A 19,892-nucleotide genomic window follows, 5' to 3' on the forward strand; every position below is an offset into this window, starting at 1 on the left:
TCCCGTAGGCGTCTAGCGCCGGCCGCCGCGGCGGTGCTGCTTCTTGCCGCCGCCGCCCTTGCGCTGGGCCTGGGCCTCGCCCGGCCGGGTGAGGCGGGGCAACTCACCGGCCATCACCGGCCAGTAGTCGCCCTTGAGCAGTTCCTCCACCAACTGCGCCTGGGTGAGCACGTCGCGCTTGAAGAAGGTGGCGCCGCGGCCCATCTCGTCCAGGGAGCCGCGCGCGTCGCTGCCGCCCACGCAGGGCAGCTTGAGCGCGTCCGCGGCCTCCACGGCCAGGTCGTTCGCGGTCTGCTTCACCTTGGCGTTGTAGCCCTCCACGGCGCACAGCACGCCCGACAGCGAGCGCACGTAGTCCATGGCGGGGTTGGGCACGTCGCGGTCGAAGGGGCGGGCCGCGACGATGGCCGCGCCCAGCGCCTTCACCTTGGGCAGGCACTCGGCGGCGCTCCAGGGCTTCTCCCGGTTGCTGCCCCACATCTGCACGGGCTCTGGCGCCAGCTCCGGCTTCGGGAAGAAGCACAGGTACTGGCCCCGGTCCGTCACCAGCTCCAGGCCCACGAAGACCTTCACCTTGGACTTCGCGCCGATCTCGAAGAGCTCGTCGCAGCCGTCCTGGGTGTTGGTCTCCGTGAACGCCACCGCGTCCAGGCCGAACATCGCCGCCCGCTCCAGCACGGCGCGCGGCTCCAGTTCGCACCCCTTGGACAGATGGGAATGGGCGTGTAGGTCGATGAGCATGGGCGATGCGTGCCTAACAGGCCTCCCGGGGCCTGTCGAGCCCGCGCGCACGCACCGCTCAGGCGTACGCGTAGGACTGGAAGTTGCCCTGCTTGGCCTGGCTGTTCTTCTCCTCGTACGTGCGGATGAGGTAGCCCATCAGCATCAGCGAGGAGGTGTTCTCCAGCACCCGCGAAGGATCCTTGGAGATGAGGTTCGCGCTGTAGTTCAGGAAGAACTGCGCCAGCTCCTCGCCCGCCTCCTTCACGATGAGGGCGTTGAGCGCACTCGGTTCCATGGTGCGGATGGTGTTGATGAAATCGACCGCCAGGTCCTTCTTCGTCTTCATGTCCACGGTCCTGCCCCCTCTTTCCGCCCTGGCCCTGAAGCCGGAAATGGCTCCGGGCCCCCGCCCCAATCCAAGAACCGGGTGCGACCGGATGAACCTATGCATGCAGGTACACCTGCAAACCCCCACCCCGTCGCGCTCCCCCGCTCCCTCGCGGATCACGACTTTTGGAGCGCAGCATTTTTGACACCCTGAAAAGGCGTGTGCGATAACCCCCGGTCAAGCCTTTTCTCACCACCGCACAAGGAGTGGCAGGCGATGTTCACGGGCGTGAAGGTCTTCTCCGCGACGAAGGCCAAGGAGCGGGAAGAGTTGGGTGAGAACGTCACCCGTTGGATCAAGAGCAACGCGGACCTGGAGATCGTGGACCGGGTCGTGTGTCAGTCCTCCGACAACGAGTTCCACTGCTACACGCTGGTGCTGTTCTACAAGCACGCGAAGCCGCCGGCCCCGCCGGCCTGACAGCGGCGCGGTTCCTGGTCGCCTCCCGGGCCCGACCTCTTCCGCCCACGCTCAGTTCCAGAGCGTGCGGGGAGGCCGGGCCTTTCCATTTCCCTATGTTATGGTCCGCGCCGTGGCGCGCTTCGGGGACGACAGCGGGGAGGAGGACCGGCAGCTTCGCACGGACGCCCTGCCGGCGATGCGCTCGGCGCGGGTGCGGGTGCGGCTGCTGGTGCTGTCCGGCCCGGACGCCGGCCAGAGCTACCCGCTGACCCCCGGCCGCTACCGGGTGGGCGCGGACGCGAGCTCGGACGTGGTCATCGCGGACCGGGCGGTGTCGCGCAGCCACCTGCTCCTGGACGTGCGCGAGGACGGCATCCAGGCGGTGGACGTGGGCTCGCGCAACGGCTCGTTCTGCGAGGGCATGCGCTTCACTACCCTGGAGGTGCGCCCCGGCGCGGTGCTGACGCTGGGCACCACGGAGCTGAAGCTCGTTCCGGAGTCAGAGAAGGCGCACGCCCTGCCCCTGTCCAACCGGGAGCGGTTCGGCAACCTGGTGGGCCAGAGCCGGCGGATGCGCGAGGTGTTCACGCTGCTGGAGCGCGTGGCCCAGGGCGAGTCCGACGTGCTCATCCAGGGCGAGACGGGCACCGGCAAGGAGCTGTGCGCGGAAGGCCTGCACCTGAACGGTGCGCGCTCCACGGGGCCCTTCGTCATCGTGGACCTGGCGGGCGTGGCGCCGCAGCTGCTGGAGTCGGAGCTGTTCGGCCACGTGAAGGGCGCCTTCACGGGCGCGCAGGCGGACCGGGCAGGCGCCTTCGAGCGCGCGCACGGAGGCACCCTCTTCCTGGACGAGGTGGGTGAGCTGCCCCTGGAGGTACAGCCCCGGTTGCTGCGCGCGCTGGAGCGCCGGCAGGTGAAGCGGGTGGGCGCCAACGACTACCGCTCCGTGAACGTGCGGGTGGTGGCGGCCACGCACCAGGACCTGGAGGGCGCGGTGAAGGCGGGCCGCTTCCGGGGAGATCTGTTCCACCGGCTCGCGGTGCTGCGCGCGACGCTGCCGCCCCTGCGCGAGCGGCCGGAGGACATCCCGCTGCTCATCGACACCGTGCTGGAGCGCATGGGCAAGCCGCCCAGCGCCCTGTCGGACCAGACGCGTGCCCTGCTGGCCCAGTACCCGTGGCCGGGCAACGTGCGCGAGCTGCGCAACGTGGTGGACCGGGTGGTGAGCCTGGGCGAGTCCGCGCTGCCGGACCTGCCGGACACGCCGCCCGCGCGCCATGCCCTGTCGCCGGACCTGGGCCCCGAGGACACGCTGTCGCTGGCGCTGGAGCTGCCCTTCAAGGAAGCGAAGGAGCGCCTCATCGAGGGCTTCGAGCGCGACTACCTCCGCACGCTGCTGGAGCGCTGTGGCGGCAACGTCTCCAAGGCCTCGCGCGAGGCGGGCATCGACCGCGTCTACCTGCGGAAGCTCTTGCGCAAGCACGGGCTGGTGTCCGGTCCGGACTGACAGCGGTCCTCTGCCCCCACCGGGAGTCACGGGTGCCGTGGCCCGGGTGACACTGGGGTGGACCTCCCTGCCAGGGGTGGTTGTCGCACGGGGTTTCCGCCCCATCTTGGGAGCACCAACGCACGCGAGGTGGGTGCCATGCGCCAGGGCTGGGGGAGGTGGCTGTTCGCTGGAGGGCTCTTGGGAGGGCTCGTGCTGGAAGGCAGCGCGTGCCAGTCGCGGGACGGGGCGGCCGTCGCGGAGAGCGGCATGGTGCCGGCGCTCGCGGTGTTCCAGCCCCGCTCGGAGGCGTTGCCGGACGAAGGCACCGGCGGGAGCGGGAGCGTGGCAGAGGCGGTGGCCGAGGAGGCCCCGGACTTCTACGGCACGGTGACCCTCTCCGGTACGCGGGGCTTCACGGTGCGCGACGATGACGGCGTGGAGCGGCCGTTCGAGGTGGCGCCGTCCACGCGCATCCTGCGCGACGGCAAGCGCGTGGCCCGGGCCCAGCTGCGCCCGGGCGTGCTGGTCCACACGACCTACGGCGAGCGGCTGGGGACGTGGGTGGCCACCGACGTGGAGATCTACTCCGGCACGCCGTCGCGGGACCTGACCGCGGCGGCGGCGCCGGTGAAGCGCTGACGGGCGCGACGGTTCGTCAGTAGACGGCGAGCGCCTGCGGCAGGTGGTAGCTGACGATGGTGAGCACGGGGATCTTCGGGCCCGCGTCCTCGTCGTCGGTGGTCATGCCGGAGGTGACGCGCAGGCCGTCGAAGCGCGCGAGGATGACGTAGTCGCGGCGGGTCTCCAGGAAGGGATCCGGCGCGGCCAGGCGGCCCAGGGCCTCGCGGCCGGTCTCCTCGGAGAGGTTGTCGTAGGTGCGCTCGGAGGCGGACTGGGTGGTGCTCTCGCGCGTGAAGATGGAGCCGCCCACGCGGCCCTCGCCGGTGAGCGCCGCGCGGCCGCCCAGGTCGCCGGAGGTCTCCGCCACCGTGTCGGTGTTGTAGGCGACGCCGACCTCGCGGCGGGAGCCCACGGCCTGGAGGCCCTGCTCCACCAGCCACAGCGTGGGGCGCTCCCCTTCCGAGCGCTGGTCGGCCACCTGCGCGCGCAGGAGCACGTAGCGGCCCCGGTAGGTGTCCGGCTGGGCGATGGCGGACGCGAGCGAGAAGATGGGCACCTTGCGCGCGTGGAGCAGGCGCAGCTCGCCGTCCACGCTGCCGCCGCGCTGGGCCACCACGCGGGCGATGAGGTTGGCGGCGTCCGGACGCACGCGCAGGTCCTCCGTCCACGCGCTGCCCAGCACCGCGCCCAGCTGCGTGAAGCCGGGAGCCTCCGCGCACACCTTCAGGGCCAGCCACGCGTCGTCGCGCGAGGACGCCTGGAGCCTGCGGGCGGCGCCCTCGCAGGCGGTAGGCGTGGGGTAGCGCGCCAGGAACGCGCGGGCGTCATGCGGGGACGCGGGCGGCTCCTCGGAGGCGACGGAGCGCCGGGCGGCCGGCGGAGGCGTCTGGGGAGGCGGCGCGTCCGTGAGGGCGCGATCCTCCAGGGCGACATGGGAGTGCGAGGCACCGCAGCCGGTGGCGAGCGCACCCAGGAGGGTCAGCAACGGAAGACGGGGCATGGCGCGGGGCTCCTTGAGGTGCGGCGGCGCGGCGGGACGTGCTGGATGGCGGACAGGCGTGAAGCAATGGGTCCTGCGAACGGCTTGCTCGCGCGATGACTGAACGCGCGGACTCCCGCGCGCTACAGCGAGGCGGAGTCGGTGTGCTGCGGGCGCGCGCGCGACGGCGCCTGGCGCGGGATGGAGGCGGACGAGGGCAGCATCATCGAGCAGGCGTCGTGGCAGCGGTCGTCCATGCACGCGAGCGTGGTGGGGCCGGCCTGCTGCCTCGACACGGCCGCGTAGCAGCTCTCGCCGGTGCCCGGGCACTGGCTGCGCGCGGCGCACTCACAGCAGGTGGAGGCCACGGTGGCCATCAACTGCACGTCCTGGAGCACCGTGGACAGCGCGCGGTAGCAGGCGCGGGCCACGGGCGCGAAGCGGCCCTTGGCATCCACCACCGGGGAGTTGCCCTCGATGCCGCAGCGGCCCACGACGTCCGCGTACTTGCGCTCGCAGACGGCGACGAGCTTCGGGTCCGGCGTGCCGTCCCGCGCGTTGCTCACGGCCTCCGAACAGAGGGCGCGCGACGCGTCCTTCAGCAGCTTCACGTTCGCGGACTCCTGGTCCGCGTTCGCGGCACCGGGAGGCGGCAGCTCCGCTTCGAACACGCACTCCTTGCCCGCGCGCAGCGTGTCGATGGTGCACGCCCACGCGGTGGGAGACGCATCCACGAGCGGGGGCGCGCCCAGCGCTTCGGGAGGCAGGGACGACGGCGCGGGGCCCGACGGCGCGGCGCCGAGGAGGAGCAGGGAGAGGAGCATCGCCTTCATGGGGACAGCAGCGTAGGCCGCCAGCCCGCGCCGCTCAAACCGCTCCGCCGGGAGGGTGTTCGTCCACCATCACGCCCGTGGGTCCGGGCGGACCAGCCCCAAGCTTCACCGGAAGCGCCTTCGTGCGGCCGATGACGATGGGCGGCTCGATGAGCCGGGGCGGTGTCGCCCGCGTGTCCGCCGGGTCCGGCACCCACACCGGCTCCTCCGGTCCGCGCCCCCGCTTCCACCTGCGCGGCACCCGCCGGAAGCCCACCGGGTACACCGTGAGCTGACCCTCCGTGTCGATGTGGAGCCGGAGGAAGTTCTTCCAGTCCGGTATCGACAGCGCGGAGAACGCCTCGTTGGGATGACAGGAGAACACGTTGAGCGACAGCAGCAGGTACACGCCCACCACCAGGGGTCCCAGCAGCGCGCCGCCTCCAAAGAGCAGCAGGCCGCTGAAGAAGTCGCGCCGCAGGCTCCACTGGAGCTCCGCCGCCAGCGGCGCGGCGACGGCGGACACACCCCACGTGAGCAGCAGCGCCACGGCCATGTGCGCCAGTCCGTGCACGACGCCGGCGGCCTTCTTCCACCGCGGTCCCCGGCGGCCATCCGCGAACGCGACCGCGCCCAGCACCACTCCCGCGCCCAGCACCATCGAGCCCGTGCTCTGCAACGCCGCGTTGATGACCTCCCGGAACGAAGGCGCCCCCACGGCCCCCTCGTTGAGGTTCGCGGCCACGCCCCAGCCCAGCATCGTGTAGATGACGCCCATGAACACGCTGAACCACGGGTTGATCACGGGGAACAGCAGGTTGCGCCAGGCGAGCCGCTGGGACGTCTGCTTCGACGGGAAGCACGCCTTCTGCACGAAGCCACCCGGACGCTGGTCCACCTTCGGCAGGTGCGTGGGGTGCAGGAAGGCCCCTCCCCCACCCGCGACGATCTTCTGCCGCCCGTCCGCGTTCTCGTGCCGGCGGTAGTGGTGCAGGTCCCCCGCGAGGAAGACGCTCACGCGCTTGCCCAGCACCTTCTGCTCCAGGAAGTCGATGTTGTTGTCCAGGAAGCCGCGGCCCGCGTGGGGCGTCACCTGCTGCTTGATCCAATCCGGCTCCGCGTTGCAGAGGATGACGCGATCCGCGGCGTCCATCTTCCTGGCCACTCTCGTGAAGAACTCCACCTGCGGCGCGTCCAGGTCGGACTCCAGTTGCATGTCCGTGCCCAGGAGCCACCAGCCGTGCGGCAGCTTCAGCGCGAAGTAGCTGCGCCGCTGCCGCGTGTGCCAGCCCCTGGAGGTCCGGCCCTGGCAGAACAGGCGCGTGAAGGACACCAGCCCGTCGTACCAGTCGTGGTTGCCCGGCACCGCGAACAGATCCGGCCGGTGACGCCGCCGGTTCAAGGCGTCCTCGTACGGCACCACCGTGCGCGCCTGATACTCCCCCACGCTCGCGGTCGGATAGACCTCGTCCCCGCCGAACACGAGCACCTCGCCGCCCCGCGTGGGGTACGCCTTCCCGGAGGCGTCCGTCAGCACCAGCTCCGGCGCCGTCACCGCCGAGGCCACCGAGTAGGTGGAGTCCCAGCCGTCCCCCAGGTCCGCCACGTAGTCCAGCCACAGCTCGTCGCGCGGGTGCTGGGGGTTGTCCTCCGAGTAGTCGAACTTCAGGTCCTGGGGCTGCGACACCGCGTCCAGCAGCCGCCGGTCCGCCTGCCGTCCGAACGTCCCCGACAGCAGCGCCTTCACCCCCGACTTCGCGAGCACGGCCGGGTCGAACCACGACACCATCGGCTTTCCCGGGGGCGTCTCCGGCTGGGGTTCGGGCCGGGTTCGCTGGCCCGGGATGCGGCTCACATCGGAGGCACGGACGGCCATGGCCCCTCCTCTTGTGCGTGCTCCGGCGCATGCTCCGGTGCGTGCCACGAACGTCCCCTCGTGGAACGTCGGTGCGAGTCGATGAGCGCATCCGCGAAGCGGTCCGCGAGCGCGGCGATGGTGAGGCTCGGGTTGGGGCCGGTGGGGCCCGGCATCATCGCGCCGTCGGCCACGTACAGGCCCGGGTGGCCAAAGGCCTCGCCCGTCGCGTCCACCACGCCCGTCTCCGGGCCACGTCCCATGGGACAGCCGCCCAGCGGGTGCACGGTGATGACGCGGCTCAGGTAGCTGAGCGGGTTCTGCACCAGCTTGCCTTCCAGCGTGCGCGCGATGTCCGCCATCGACTGGCGCACCTCATCGAAGTACTCGCGCGAGCCGCTCATCCGCCAGTCGATCTCCAGCATCTCGTCCTTCGTCAGCCGCATGTGGCCGTTGGGGATGTCGCGCCCCATGCCCAGCAGCGGCAGCGACGTCGCGGAGCCCAGGCAGTCCCCGAGCAGCTCGGCGATCTCCTCGCTCACGTCGGAGTCGCGCGTGAGCCCCGTCCACCCGCGGATGATGCGCCACGCCAGCTTGAGGCCGCGCTCCAGCAGCGGCACCTGGTGCGCGCCCTCGTAGAGCCAGTTGACGAACTCCGGGTAGCCCGCGTCCTCCAGGTAGTAGCCCCGGCCCGTGCCGCCCTCCTCCTGGCTCCGGAAGTGCAGCGCGCTGGTGATGACCGGGCCGTGCCCGCCCTCCAGGATGCGCGGCAGCTGCTTGCCGGTGCTCGAGTCGTGGCACTGGCGCATGAAGCCCAGCAGGTCGCCGTTGCCGCAGAAGCGCGTGCCCAGCTGTCCGCTCAGCCCGGGGAAGTGCCGCCGGTTCTTCAGGAGCAGGAACGGGGTGCCGAACGTGCCCGCCGCCAGCACCAGCCGGTCCGCCGTCACCGTGGTGCGCGGCTGCATGGACTTGGGGCCCTCACGCGGCACGTCCTCCGGCGTGTCCGTGTGGTCCAGGTACTGCACCACGTAGCCGCCGCCCTCCGCGGGCCACAGCTCCGTCACCTCCGCGAGCGTGCGCAGCTCCGCCCCGGCGCGCTTCGCCGCGGACAGGTACGTGTAATCGAGCGTGTTCTTGCTGCCCGTGTTGCAGCCGATGTCGCACTCCCCACACAGGTGACAGGTGGTGCGCGTGCGGCCGTGGAGGTTGGGGTGCTCCTCGCGGATGGGCTCGCCGGGCACGGGCACTTCGCCCGGGTTGCCGAACGTCACCGCCAATGGCGGCAGCTGCCAGTCTCCCGCGCGGCCCAGGCGCTCGGCCGCCAGCTTCATGGCCAGCGTCTTCGCCGTCGTCGAGTAGGGCGCGTGCTCCAGCGGGTAGCGCTGCGCGTGCATCATCCGCTCCACGGCGTCGTAGTGCGCTTCCAGATCCGCGCGGGTGACGGGCCAGTCCTCGTAGCCGCCGCCGTGGAGGTCCTCGTGGATGAAGGTCTTCGCGTCCTTGCGCAACAGCACGTTGGCGTAGATGAGCGACCCGCCGCCCAGCCCCGCGGACACCACGCCGCCCAGCCCCTGGAAGGACCAGAGGTTGAAGAGGCCGTGCATCCCCTTGCTCGGGTCCCAGAAGTTGCGGCGCATGTCGTGCGGGCTGCGCGGGAAGGAGCCCGGCGGATACGCCTTGCCGCGCTCCAGCACGCACACCCGCAGGCCCGCGTCCGCCAGCCGCCACGCCATCACCGAACCGCCGAAGCCCGAACCCACGATGACGACGTCGAAGTGCTCAGCCCTCGTGGCCATGCGTGGCCTCCCCTTCCCGCTCACGCACCGGCGCCTCCGGCGCGTAGAGGTCCCAGAGCGCGCCCAGGAACAGGCGGCCGAAGCGGGCCACCATGCCCGCGCCCTCCACGCCCCCGCGCGTCGAGTGCATGCTGGCGACCAGGTGGAGCAGCTCCCGCATGCCCAGCACCAGCACGCCCGCGCCCACCACCGGGCCGCGCGCGTCCGGGCCTTCGTGCAGGTAGCTGTAGAGGCGCGTGGTGTCGCGCCAGAGGTCGGGCCCCGGGTCGTCGTGCAGCGTCTTCGTGCCGTCCAGGTAGTAGTCCTGGCCGTGGGCCTGGAAGCGCAGGCCGTAGGTCATGATCTTCGTGCGCGGATCATCCGTGGCGCGGAAGAGGTTGAAGCTCCCGTCGCGCACGGGCAGGTCCATGCCCAGTGGCTTGAACTGCACGTGCGCCACCAGCCGCGCCGCGTGGTTGGCGTCGCGGATGAACGCCTCCATGTCGTCGATGGTGATGGTGCAGTGCATGGTGAAGGGCGTGGAGCGCCCGTCATGGGCGCCGGCCTCGGGGTCGGTGGTGCCCATCGCGAGGGGGCCGGACATCGTCTCTCGGAAGGACAGGTCATAGGAGGGTTCGGTCATCTGCGTGATCTCCGGGGTGAGGGGCAGCCCCTGGGCGAGCGCCACGGACAGGTAGCGCCAGGCGTCCGAGTAGCCCTGGTCGATGAGGGTCGCGGCCGTGACGTGGCCCGCGTAGAAGTCCGGGTCCAGCGGCAGCGGGTGCTCCGGCTTGATGAGGTGCACGGTGATGGGCCGCGCGTGTCCCGCCACGTGCTCGCCCGCGAGGATGCGCGCGTTGAGCTCGCGCACCTGCTCCAGCTCCGCGAAGAGCGCGCCGTTCGCGCTCAGCTCGATCATGTGGACGTACTGTCGGAAGAAGCCGTCGTGGTACTGGGGCGTGTTGCCGATGCACCAGACGACCCACACCTCGTCCGCGCCCCGGCGCACGGCCTCCATCACGTTGGCGTCCTGGATCCACACCGAGTCCAGGTAGAGGTGGCCGTCCCTGGCCACGGGGGGCATGAAGAGCGGCAGGGAGATGCCCGCCACCAGCAGGTCGCGGTCCACGTCCGTGTGCGGGATGGCCTCGTTCGTCTTCCGGGCGAAGTCACAGACGTTGAAGGTGCCCGTGCGGTCGCGGTTCGCGCGGATGGCGTCCACGTCCACGCCCAGGTGCGGGAAGACGCGCTGGATGATGCCGTCCGCGTCCCCCAGCGCGTGCAGCTTCCAGGGCCGCGCGTAGTCGTCCAGCGGCATCAGCGACACGAAGTCCTTCACGTCCAGCGTCCGCCACCGCTCGCACATCTCCGCGGGGGTCTGGCCGGACAGCCACATCGCCAGGGTGATGATGCCGCCCGACGTGCCGTCCGCGTGGTTGAAGGACAGCCGCGCGTCCGTCAGCGCGCGCAGCACGCCGGCCTGCCATGCGACGCGCATGCCGCCGCCCGCGAGCACCAGCGAGCGCCGGGGCGCCTCCGCCGACGACGCCTGGACGCCCGGATCATCCCCGAGCGCCCGCAGAGGCCTCCCCAGCGGTCTGGGCTCGCGGGTCGCATCCGCCACGCGCAGCGTGCTGACGGAGGGGCTGGTCGCCTCCCGGGTGGGCTCCGGCTCCGGCGCCTCCTCCTCCTCCGCCACCTGGGGCTTGAGCACGGAGATGATCTGCTCGCGCTGGCGCAGTGACGCGTAGAACCCCAGCACCAGCACGGCGCTCAGCGCGTCGAACGCCGCCACCCCCAGCGCCAGCGGCGACAGCAGGCCGCGCCCCACGCCAATCGCCACCATCCCGCAGGCCCCCACCTTCTGGAGGCCCGTCCACAGGAAGGCGGCCGGGTTCGCGCGGGGCTCGTGCAGGCCGTGCAGCAGCAGGCCGCCGAACAGCACCATGAACATGCCCACGATGCGGAAGAAGTGCGCGGGCGCTGCGGACGCATCCGCGCGCAGCACGCGCAGCTCCACCCCCGGCAGGAGCATCTGCGCCGCGCCGGTCACCAGGGTGATCCACCCGATGGCCGCCAGGGCCCAGCGCCACGGACGCCCGTTGACGCGGGCCTGGCGCTCCAGCCATCGCGACGCGGCCGGGCTCATGCGTGGACCTCCTGGCGCGGTGGCACGGGCAGCCCGAAGCCCCATCGCGCCCTGGCCGGGTGCTCCGCGCGCAGCACCCGGTGCACGAAGTAGCCCAGCGTCAACAGCCACTGCAGCGACCACAACCCCACGCGGATGCGGTTCATCCGCATCCACGCGCCCAGCACCTCCTTCAGCCGTTCAGGCGACGTGATGCCGGCCGCCATCTCGTCGTTGTACGGGAAGATGAAGATGCGCGTGAGCAGCGTGGCCACCACCACCGCCAGCAGCACGCCCAGCGGGTACCAGCGCAGGGCCGTCCTGCGCTCGCGCCACGCCAGCCCCCCGGACGACAGCAGCATCACCGCCGTCATCCAGGTGAAGAACCGCGTGGCCGCCTGCACCTGCGGCACGAACTGCAGGTAGTAGTTGTCCACCGTGAGCCGGGGCGCGATGGGGAACGTGAAGAGGATCAGCGACCAGCCCGTGCCCAGGTACATGGACGTGCACAGGAACAGCAGGCACGCGTTCGCCAGGTCGAAGGGGCCGCCGCGCTTCATCGCCGCGCTTCCTCGCGCGAACGCGCGTCGTGGAGCGGCACGACCTCCTGGAGCACCCGCGGCGGCTCCCCGTCCGGCTCCGGAGGCGGCATCGGCGTCTGGTCCTGGCCCAGGTCCACCACGCTCTCCAGGCCCTCCGGGTACGTCGCGTCGGGGAGCGTGGGCTGCGTGAGGAACCACGCCTCGGAGTGGTCATCCAGCACGCCGCTGGACGACGGGAAGAACCCGGTGAAGAAGGCGCGCGGGGAGATGCCCAGGTCGCGCAGCGCCTTGACGCGCGGATGATCTCCCAGCTCCAGCGTCCCCCACGCGTGCTTTCCCAACCGGAAGCCGAACCGGCCCCGGAAGTAGATGGTGGACTTCATCAACATGCCCCGGAAGGCGCAGTAGTTCACCGCCGCCATCCGCACCGGCAGCCACGGGAACCTCGGGCGCTCGATGCGCACGCGCACCGCCTGCCGGCCGCCCTCCTCGTAGCGGCTGCTCACGGAGCCGTCCTCCATCCGGAAGTCCAGCCGGGCCAGGTGCTTGGGCATGCCCCAGATGCCCTTGCCGCCCTTCACGGACACCTCCGTGTTCACCGGCAGGTCCACCACGTACTGCCCCACGCCGAAGTGCTTCTGGAACAGCAGCGGCAACAGCGGCGGCGCGGGCCTGCGCCCGTGCGTGCAGCCCAGCGCGATGCTGAACTCGATGTACGCGCCGATGTCCGTCTGCTTGTAGTCGATGACGGAGATGAGCAGCACGGCCCGGTCGCGCGACACGCGCAGCGGGTGCAGTTCGTTGCCGGGCAGCAGGCTGGCCGCGCGGCGTGCGTCCACCGTGAAGGCGGCCATCAGCGCCGGTGCGCCCTTCGAATCCACGGGCAGCGCGTACGGGATGTCGTCCACGCGCGAGTAGCGGCCGGACTGTCTCTGGATGCGTCGGGGGAGGAACATGGCGGACCTTTCGTCAGTGGCTCAGGGAGCGGTCCAGCTCGGAGAGGATGAGGGGGAAGACGTCCTGGGACGCGCGCTTGCCCATGAAGACGTCCAGGTGGCCGTAGCCCGGCAGCAGGTGCAGCGCGTGCCGGCCCGGGTGGAAGTGCTCCAGGTGTTCGAAGCTGCGGCGCTGGCTCTCCGCGAGGAAGCAGCGGTTCTCCTCGCCCGCGAAGAAGACGAAACGCGCGTCCGTCTGGGGCTCGCGCTCGCCCAGGTCCTCCGGCAGCGCGCGGAAGCCCTCCACCGGCACCAGGTGGCCCGCGCGCACGCACTCCTCCATCTGGCGGAAGAAGCTGAAGGGCACCGGGCCGAACTCGTGCTGGAGCCAGTCGTGCGTCTGGGCGTTGAGGTTCTCGTGCCGCCACAGCACCGGGAAGCCCGTGCCGTAGGTGAAGCTCGTCCAGCGGCAGACCAGATTCTCGCACTCGTGATGCGTCGCCTGCACCACGCGCGTCAGCACGCGCGCCGTGCGCGTGGGGCCGCCGTAGGCCCACTGCGGATCCAGGTACGGCGTGAAGCTCGAGACGAGCGGGACGGCGTAGCGCAGCTTCAGCTTCGCGGTCGCCGGCACCACGGGGTGCAGGGACACGGCGTTGGTGAGGATGAGGTCCACCTGCGGCAGCAGCCCCGCCACCGCGGCCATGGTGAAGCTGGTGGAGCCCTGGCAGTGGATGAGGGCCTTGACCTTGTCCGCCCCCGTCCTCTCCACCACGGTGCGGATGGCGTGCGGGTGGTCCAGGACGGCGGCCTGGTCCAACGTCCACTCGCCCGGCTCCACGTCGATGCTGGCGCGCCAGTTCTCCAGCCACACGTCGTAGCCGTCGTCGATCAGCGCATCCACCACCGTCTGCCGCACCGGCGCGCGGAAGATGTTCCCGCGCACGCCAGCGCCGTGCACCAGCACCACCGGCCCCTTGTCCGGCTTCTCGACGCCGCGCAGGTGCACCAGGTGCAGCGCGCGGCCGTCGCCCGCGAGGAAGGGCACGATCTCCTCGGAGTAGCGCGGCGCATGGATGGTTTCCGCGGACATGACGACGTCCCCCCACACGGCAAACGTTGGTCGGTGTGGAAGGGGCGACAACCGGCGTGCCGCCCCGCCTGACAGGGGCAGCGGGCAACGGCGCGGCGCCTCCCTGTCACTCCGCCCGCGTCAGCCCCTGGGGTGCTATGCGTGAGCGCATGGACGCGAACACGGGCTGGAGCGACTACGAGGGCGGCGCGACGCTCGGGGGCATGGGCAGCCAGGGCGGGACCGTCGTACGGGACGAGGGCATCCGCGACCTCTTGCGCCTCACCTACGAAGCGGACGACTCGCGCTCCTTCCACGTCGTCACCTGCGGCGTGTCCGGCTGGCTGTCGCATCCGCGCTTCTTCGACAACGCGGCGGAGGCGCTCCACGCCTTCGAGTCCATGAAGCCCGCGCTGGAGGAACTGGGCGCGGCGCTCCCGGAGGGCGGACCGAGGTCCACCGCGGACGGCCGGGCAGCGGGTCCACTGCTCGCCGCCTTCCGCGTGCGCTTCTCCTGAGTCGCGGCCCGTCCGCGCAAGGATTGCTTAAGGTTCGCCCGCGATAACCCGGTTCACCGTCCGGTCAGCCCCGGACGGTCCTCGAGCGGCCCCCCCGCCACTCCTGGCTCCCGAGCTCCCGGAGGAACCCCGGATGAAGAGCGAATCCCCCCAGGACCCGTCCCCCAAGGTCATCACGCGCCGGAGCATCCTGCGCGGCATTGGCCTGTCGCTGGCCGCGGTTCCCGTGGCGAAGCTGCTCGTCGCCTGCGGTGGCGACGACACGACCGGCGGCGACACCCACACCGGCGCGGATGCAGGCACGGACGCGGACTCCGGCGTGGTGGACCCGAGCGTCTGGGCCACGGGGGGCACCGCGGCGATGACGGCCGCCGCCGCGTACCCGGATCCGTTCGCCTCCGGCATCGGCACCGTGTGCAACCTCACCTGCGAGGCCACGCTGGGCCCCTGCTACGCGACCACGGTGGACCGCAAGGACATCAGCGAGGGCCATGACGGCCTGCCGGTGCGCCTGGCCTTCCTCATCGTCAACGAGTCCTGCGCGCCCATCCCGAACGCCACGGTGGACATCTGGCACGCCGCGCCGGAAGGCCTGTACTCCGGCGAGGACGCGAGCGACTTCTGCACCTCCGGTGACGCGACGGCGCGCGCGGCGCGGTGGTTCCGGGGCGTGCAGACCACGGACGCCAACGGGCGCGTGGACTTCGACACGTGCTTCCCCGGTTGGTACAGCAGCCGCACCATCCACATCCACTTCACGGTGCGGGTGAACGGCCAGGGGTTCGTCACGTCGCAGCTGTTCTTCGACGACACGACGAGCGACGACATCGTCAACAACCAGCCGCTCTACAACGCGCGCGGCGCACGCGACACGACCAACTCCAACGACACGGTCATCTCCGCGGACTCCGTGGGGGACTACCTCTTCGCCACCCAGCGCATGGCGGACGGCGCGATGCTGGCATCCAAGACGCTGGTCATCCGCTCCTCGCTGGACAGCGCGTCGTGCGCGGTGCCGGAAGGCAGCGGTGGTGGCGGCGGGGGTCCCCCGCCCGGCTGGGATGGTGGCATGGGGCCTCCGCCGCCTGGCTTCGACGGGGGCATGCCCTGAACTAGGGTGGGCCGGGCCCTCCCGGAGTCCTCCGGGGCGGCGTGTCCGAAGGGAGGCATGGCGCATGGGCGACCGCATCCTGCTGGTGGAGGATGACGACCCGCTCGGGTCCCAGATTGTCGGGCACCTGCGGGGCGCGGGCTTCGAGCCCGTGTGGTGGCGCGAGGGCCGCCTGCTGGTGTCCGGCGAGCTGCCGGACGTGAGCCTCGTGGTGCTGGACCTGATGCTGCCCGGCACCTACGGCCTGGACATGCTCAAGGCGCTGCGGACCTTCTCGGAGGTCCCGGTGCTCATCCTGAGCGCGCGCAACGACACGCTGGACAAGGTCCGCGCGCTGAAGCTGGGCGCGGACGACTACATGACCAAGCCCTTCTGGCCGGAGGAGCTGGTGGAGCGAGTGCGCGCGCGCCTGCGCCGCCCCACCCTGCAGAAGGAGCAGGCGGTGGTGGAGGTGGGCCCGCTGCGCATCGACCTGCAGGGGCACACCGTGCAGGTGCGGAGCCGCCCGGTGGAGCTCACGCGGGTGGAGTTCGAACTGCTCGCGGCGCTGGCGCGCAGGCCGCAAGAGGCGGTGACACGGCAGTGGCTGGTGGAGCACGTGTTGGATCCGGAGCGTGAGGGCACGGAGCGCACGCTGGACGTCCACGTGTCGCGGCTGCGGCGCAAGCTGGGGCCGGTGAAGTGCGTGGAGACGGTCTGGGGTGTGGGCTACCGGCTGGTGCCCGGGGAGGATGCGTGAAGCTGCGGCTGCGTCTGGCGCTCACTGCGGTGGCGGTGACGGTGCCCGCGGTGTTCGCGCTGGTGCAGGTGGAGCACTCGGTGCGCCGCCGCACGACAGACGAAGTCATCATCGAGTCCACGCTGTCGCAGATGCAGTCCGGGGGCCGCGAGCGATGCGAGGCCGCGCCCGAGACCTGGATGGTCCGCTCCCGTTCCCAACGTCCGCCGTGGGAGCGGGAGGGCCTGCCCGACGGCAGCAGCGGTCCGCCCTCGGGCAGCGTCGCGCCGGACGGGCCACCGGAAAGAGGCCCCGCTTCGGGAGGCCCGAGCCCCGGGAACGAGGGCCCACCCCGCTCCGGAGGCCGGGGGCCCCTGGGCCGGCGGCTGCCGCCGGTGAGCCTCTACCCCTTCGACGGACGGTTCGTTTCGCGCAACCCGCAGGCCCCCGCGCTGGACGACGGGCTGCGCCAGGGCGTGCGGGATGACGGCGTGGGCGTGCGCCGCTACTCCAAGGACGACGGCGCGCTGGTGCAGGACCTGCTGTTGCGCATGCCCTGGGAGGGAGGGCCCTGCGAGTACGTGCTCGCGCGCCGCGTGGAGCCCGCGGAGTCGCCGGAGGTGGGCCTGCCGCCGCTGTCCATCTGGGGCGTGCCCACGCTGATCCTCCTGTCCGCGATGGTGGTGGCGCTGGGCCCCGTGGTGCAGCGCCTGCGCCGGCTGACGGAGGAGGTGCGCGCGTCGTCGGGAAGCGGCTACGAGCAACCCGTCACGGTGAACGGCAGCGACGAGATCGCGGAGCTGGCCAGGGCCTTCCAGCAGGCGCGAGCGGAGATTCAAGCGCGGATGGCGCACCAGCAAGCGCGCGAGCAGACGCTGCGGGACTTCCTGGCGAACACGACGCACGACGTGATGACGCCGCTCACGGTGTTGCAGGGCCACCTGGCCGCGATGCAGCAGCGGATGCGAGCGGGAGAGCCGCTGGAGTCGGGCCTGATGTTGTCCGCGATGAGCGAGGCGCACTACATGGCCTCGCTGGTCCACAACCTGGGAGCGGCCGCGAGGCTGGAGGCCGGAGCGCCGCAGGTGCAGCACGCGCCCGTGGACCTGAACGCGCTGGTGTCACGGGTGCTGGGCCGGCACCAGCCCATCGCGAGGCCGCAGCGCATCGCCCTGGAGAGCGGAGTACCGGCGACGCCCACCTGGGTGAGGGGCGACGAGACGCTGCTGGAGCAGGCGGTGAGCAACGTGGTGCTCAACGGCATCCGCTACGGCCGCGAGGACGGCCACGTGGCCGTGGTGCTGGAGACGACGCGCCAGCAGTCCTTCAACCTGCGAGTCATCGACGACGGGCCGGGCATCTCCGAAGAGGAGCGGTCGAGGATCCTGGAGCGCCGCTTCCGGGGCAACGCGGCCCGGACCCGGGAGCCGCAAGGCCAGGGCCTGGGCCTGCACATCGTGCACAACGTGGTGGAGCTGCACGGTTGGAAGATGACCCTGGCGCCGTCGGAATACGGAGGCCTGGAGGTCGCCTTCACCGGCCCACTGACGCCTCCTCCGGAGTGACGGCGGACAGCGAAAGAGGTGCTGCGGCGTGCTTCACCACATGGTCCACGAACTCCGGCCACGCAGCCTGAAGTGAGTCCTGTGACGCCTCACCGAACAACGCGATGGCATCCACCGGCCTCCGCTCTCCCGTGAGCTGCTCGACGCACCAGGCCTCCAGCGCGTTCCGCAGACCGCGCAGCGGGCCGGTGAGATTCTCCAGTGAGGCATCTCCGAGCAGCGCGCGAGCCTCCGCCCAGCGCCCCTCCCGGCACGCCACCACCGCCGAAGCGAGCGGTGCGAGCCCCAGGGGAAAGTCCACCTGGGACTTCGCCTCCGCCAGCCGGGACTCCACCCGCGCCAGCCGCCCCTCGAGCGCGTCCACCAGCGCGAGCGCCGTGGACAACACCGCGCGGAACTGCGGCGTGAGGTCCTTGCGCGACTCCAGGCTCGACAGCTCCCGCCCCGCCGTCGGCAACCGCCAGAGCTGGAGCTGGGTGATGCCGATGTTGTACGTGGGAACAACCTGGACCTTCGCCAACGGACGCGCGGCCTCGAACCGATCGAGCGCGGCGGCCACCCTCCCCTCCGACAGCAGCTGAAGTCCCTCGTCCGTCAGCTTCTTGCTCCGGCGGTATCGCGGAAGGAAGTAGAGGGCCGCCGGTACCAGCAGGACGAGCAGGACGACGGGAAACATCATCTGCACCTGCCGCGGGTCGGGAATGAAGTGGTGCAGAACCCTGGGCACGCCCAAGAGCACCAGCATCATCACCACCGCGTACGGCCAGGATTTCCGCATGGGGCGGCTTCTAACCGGGTCGTCAGACGCTCGTCAGCAAATCCCGCGCCCTGAAGCTCTCCGCCAGGACGCGCGTCACGCGGAGCGCAGTAGTGGGCCGCGACGTCGTGCAAGCGCGGGCGGCACCGCGGAGTCATGGGCAGGGGCGCCCGTCGGGTGCCGTCTTCCGTAAACCTGTCCGACAGTCGGACAGGTTCGCGGCGCGGGGCTCGCCGGGCTGGAAGGCCCCGAGGACAGCGGGCCCACCAGTCCATGTCAGACCCCTCTGGTTGGATGGGCGTGGCTTGGGCGAGGAGGGCGACGGTGATGGTGCGGGTGGGACTCGTGGCGTACGTGGAGGAGCAACTCGAGCGCGCGATTGCGCTGGGGATGCTGCCGAGGGGGCAGTTCGGCTCGGAAGAGAAGCTGGCGCGTGAGTTCGGGTGCTGCCGGGGCACCGTGCGGGAGGCGCTGCGGCGGCTGGCGGCGCGAGGCCTGGTGGTGCAGCGCTCCGGACGCAAGACCCGCGCGGTGGCGCTCGATGAGTCGTTGACGCTGGAGAACCTGGGCCTGGCTCTGCATGACGAGCGCTCGGAGGAGTGCCGGCGGCTCCTGGAGGGCTACTTCAGCCTCAAGCGGCAGGTGCTGGTGGACCTGCTGGCCGACTGCTGCACAAGTGCCTCCGAGGCGCAGGTGAGCCAGTTGGAGGCCACCTGCTACGCGCTCTGGGAAGCGGCGCGCTGGGAGCCGGGGGCACGCTGCGCGCAGTTGGAATTCGAGTTGCTACGATTGGCGGCCCAAGCGGCGGCCCGTCCCGGACACCTGCTCCTCATCCAGTCGCTACAGCGGGCCATGAGGGGCAACGCGGCCCGACTGCAGTTCCTCATGGGCGGCGAGTCGCTGCGCGAATGGGCCATCTACGCGATGCACGCCCTGGGCGATCGCGACGTACGGGCGCTGACGCACGAACTGCCGGCGCTGCTGAAGGCATACGATGAGGGCGTGCTCGAACGGTTCGCGCCTGCCCTCCAGGAGCATGCTTCACACGAAGCCCCTCACGCAGAGGAGCGCCTCCTCGACCTTTCCACACCCGCTATCGGGCAGGACTCCGCGCTGGATGCACGCAGCTGCATGGAGGAGCAGGGCCTCGGCGCCCTCGCACCCACTGGCGCGGAACACCCAGCGGTTGGGGTTGCCCCCCTTCCTCATGCGGAGGCCTTCTCCGTGGAGTCGGGCAGCAATGCTCTGTTGATTCCAGCCGCCTTGAGCGCATCCCCTGACGAAGCCGGCGGTGAGTGCGCCGCAGGGAACGTGCCGGACGCGACCTTGAGTAGCCAGCTCGACTGTCGGACTGATCAGAGCGGCTTGTCAGCGAAGGAAGACCTTAAGCCCGAACATCCACCCTCCGGAGCCCGCGGGTCCCCCCGCGAAGTGGTGCGCGAAGAGGACGAGCCGCCTCATGGTCCCCCGGGCACTCTCACCACCTCGCCATTGGACTGATC

General features: G+C 71.2%; 19 protein-coding genes. 8 read left to right on the forward strand and 11 right to left on the reverse strand.

The features are described from left to right. Positions 1 to 12: 12 nt before the first annotated feature. Both AABA78_RS16975 and AABA78_RS16980 read right to left on the reverse strand, forming a co-directional pair. Positions 13 to 741, reverse strand: coding sequence for a PHP-associated domain-containing protein (locus tag AABA78_RS16975; RefSeq protein WP_338264085.1), 729 nt, complete (start codon positions 739 to 741; stop codon positions 13 to 15). A 58-nt stretch (positions 742 to 799) separates the two neighbouring features. Further along, on the reverse strand, positions 800 to 1,075 hold the full coding sequence (locus tag AABA78_RS16980) for a hypothetical protein (protein ID WP_043321624.1): 276 nt from the start codon (positions 1,073 to 1,075) through the stop codon (positions 800 to 802). Between the two features lie 252 nt (positions 1,076 to 1,327). Between AABA78_RS16980 and AABA78_RS16985 the strand changes: the two genes are divergently transcribed. The 3 genes from AABA78_RS16985 (at position 1,328) to AABA78_RS16995 (ending at position 3,641) form a co-directional block, all read left to right on the forward strand. Then, positions 1,328 to 1,531 carry a hypothetical protein gene (locus tag AABA78_RS16985; RefSeq protein WP_120527132.1) on the forward strand — a complete coding sequence of 68 codons (204 nt, stop codon included), beginning with the start codon at positions 1,328 to 1,330 and terminating at the stop codon, positions 1,529 to 1,531. A 100-nt stretch (positions 1,532 to 1,631) separates the two neighbouring features. Continuing rightward, positions 1,632 to 3,020 (forward strand): sigma 54-interacting transcriptional regulator, encoded by a 1,389-nt coding sequence (locus AABA78_RS16990; protein WP_338264086.1) that lies wholly within the window; start codon positions 1,632 to 1,634, stop codon positions 3,018 to 3,020. A gap of 138 nt (positions 3,021 to 3,158) precedes the next feature. Then, the gene (locus tag AABA78_RS16995; RefSeq protein WP_338264087.1) at positions 3,159 to 3,641 is read left to right on the forward strand and encodes a hypothetical protein; all 483 of its coding nucleotides are present in this window, start codon (positions 3,159 to 3,161) and stop codon (positions 3,639 to 3,641) included. 16 nt (positions 3,642 to 3,657) lie between these two features. Here AABA78_RS16995 and AABA78_RS17000 read toward each other — a convergent pair whose 3' ends face one another. From AABA78_RS17000 to AABA78_RS17035, 8 genes are all read right to left on the reverse strand, one after another. Next, positions 3,658 to 4,623: a hypothetical protein gene (locus AABA78_RS17000; RefSeq protein WP_338264088.1), complete on the reverse strand. Its 966-nt coding sequence runs from the start codon at positions 4,621 to 4,623 to the stop codon at positions 3,658 to 3,660. A 122-nt stretch (positions 4,624 to 4,745) separates the two neighbouring features. Beyond that, complete coding sequence (locus AABA78_RS17005; RefSeq protein WP_171413333.1) at positions 4,746 to 5,435, reverse strand: hypothetical protein; 690 nt, start codon at positions 5,433 to 5,435, stop codon at positions 4,746 to 4,748. A 34-nt stretch (positions 5,436 to 5,469) separates the two neighbouring features. Continuing rightward, positions 5,470 to 7,290 carry a hypothetical protein gene (locus AABA78_RS17010; RefSeq protein WP_338264089.1) on the reverse strand — a complete coding sequence of 607 codons (1,821 nt, stop codon included), beginning with the start codon at positions 7,288 to 7,290 and terminating at the stop codon, positions 5,470 to 5,472. Further along, a complete protein-coding gene (locus AABA78_RS17015) occupies positions 7,266 to 9,065 on the reverse strand; it encodes a GMC oxidoreductase (RefSeq protein WP_171413331.1) in 1,800 nt (599 codons plus the stop codon). The genes AABA78_RS17010 and AABA78_RS17015 overlap by 25 nt, the downstream gene beginning before the upstream one ends. Continuing rightward, positions 9,049 to 11,193, reverse strand: a complete 2,145-nt coding sequence (locus tag AABA78_RS17020; protein ID WP_338264090.1) for a patatin-like phospholipase family protein — start codon at positions 11,191 to 11,193, stop codon at positions 9,049 to 9,051. Before AABA78_RS17020 ends, AABA78_RS17015 begins: the two co-directional genes overlap by 17 nt. Beyond that, positions 11,190 to 11,732, reverse strand: coding sequence for a hypothetical protein (locus AABA78_RS17025; RefSeq protein ID WP_338264091.1), 543 nt, complete (start codon positions 11,730 to 11,732; stop codon positions 11,190 to 11,192). Before AABA78_RS17025 ends, AABA78_RS17020 begins: the two co-directional genes overlap by 4 nt. After that, positions 11,729 to 12,670: an acetoacetate decarboxylase family protein gene (locus AABA78_RS17030; RefSeq protein ID WP_338264092.1), complete on the reverse strand. Its 942-nt coding sequence runs from the start codon at positions 12,668 to 12,670 to the stop codon at positions 11,729 to 11,731. Before AABA78_RS17030 ends, AABA78_RS17025 begins: the two co-directional genes overlap by 4 nt. A gap of 13 nt (positions 12,671 to 12,683) precedes the next feature. Continuing rightward, on the reverse strand, positions 12,684 to 13,742 hold the full coding sequence (locus AABA78_RS17035; RefSeq protein WP_338264093.1) for an esterase/lipase family protein: 1,059 nt from the start codon (positions 13,740 to 13,742) through the stop codon (positions 12,684 to 12,686). Between the two features lie 149 nt (positions 13,743 to 13,891). Between AABA78_RS17035 and AABA78_RS17040 the strand changes: the two genes are divergently transcribed. The 4 genes from AABA78_RS17040 to AABA78_RS17055 all read left to right on the forward strand — a co-directional run bounded on the left by AABA78_RS17040 (position 13,892) and on the right by AABA78_RS17055 (position 17,633). Then, positions 13,892 to 14,239 carry a hypothetical protein gene (locus tag AABA78_RS17040; RefSeq protein ID WP_338264094.1) on the forward strand — a complete coding sequence of 116 codons (348 nt, stop codon included), beginning with the start codon at positions 13,892 to 13,894 and terminating at the stop codon, positions 14,237 to 14,239. A gap of 133 nt (positions 14,240 to 14,372) precedes the next feature. Continuing rightward, positions 14,373 to 15,350, forward strand: a complete 978-nt coding sequence (locus AABA78_RS17045) for a dioxygenase family protein (protein WP_338264095.1) — start codon at positions 14,373 to 14,375, stop codon at positions 15,348 to 15,350. A gap of 64 nt (positions 15,351 to 15,414) precedes the next feature. Further along, positions 15,415 to 16,089 (forward strand): response regulator transcription factor, encoded by a 675-nt coding sequence (locus AABA78_RS17050; RefSeq protein ID WP_338264096.1) that lies wholly within the window; start codon positions 15,415 to 15,417, stop codon positions 16,087 to 16,089. Beyond that, a complete protein-coding gene (locus tag AABA78_RS17055; RefSeq protein WP_338264097.1) occupies positions 16,086 to 17,633 on the forward strand; it encodes an ATP-binding protein in 1,548 nt (515 codons plus the stop codon). Before AABA78_RS17050 ends, AABA78_RS17055 begins: the two co-directional genes overlap by 4 nt. Here the strand turns inward: AABA78_RS17055 and AABA78_RS17060 are convergent. Next, positions 17,602 to 18,411: a hypothetical protein gene (locus AABA78_RS17060; RefSeq protein WP_338264098.1), complete on the reverse strand. Its 810-nt coding sequence runs from the start codon at positions 18,409 to 18,411 to the stop codon at positions 17,602 to 17,604. The two genes, AABA78_RS17055 and AABA78_RS17060, sit on opposite strands and share 32 nt — an antisense overlap. A gap of 306 nt (positions 18,412 to 18,717) precedes the next feature. Between AABA78_RS17060 and AABA78_RS17065 the strand changes: the two genes are divergently transcribed. Then, a complete protein-coding gene (locus tag AABA78_RS17065; protein WP_338264301.1) occupies positions 18,718 to 19,890 on the forward strand; it encodes a FadR/GntR family transcriptional regulator in 1,173 nt (390 codons plus the stop codon). Positions 19,891 to 19,892: the final 2 nt, after the last annotated feature.

It is taken from the genome of Corallococcus caeni, from assembly GCF_036245865.1.
In the GTDB taxonomy this organism is placed as follows: domain Bacteria; phylum Myxococcota; class Myxococcia; order Myxococcales; family Myxococcaceae; genus Corallococcus; species Corallococcus caeni.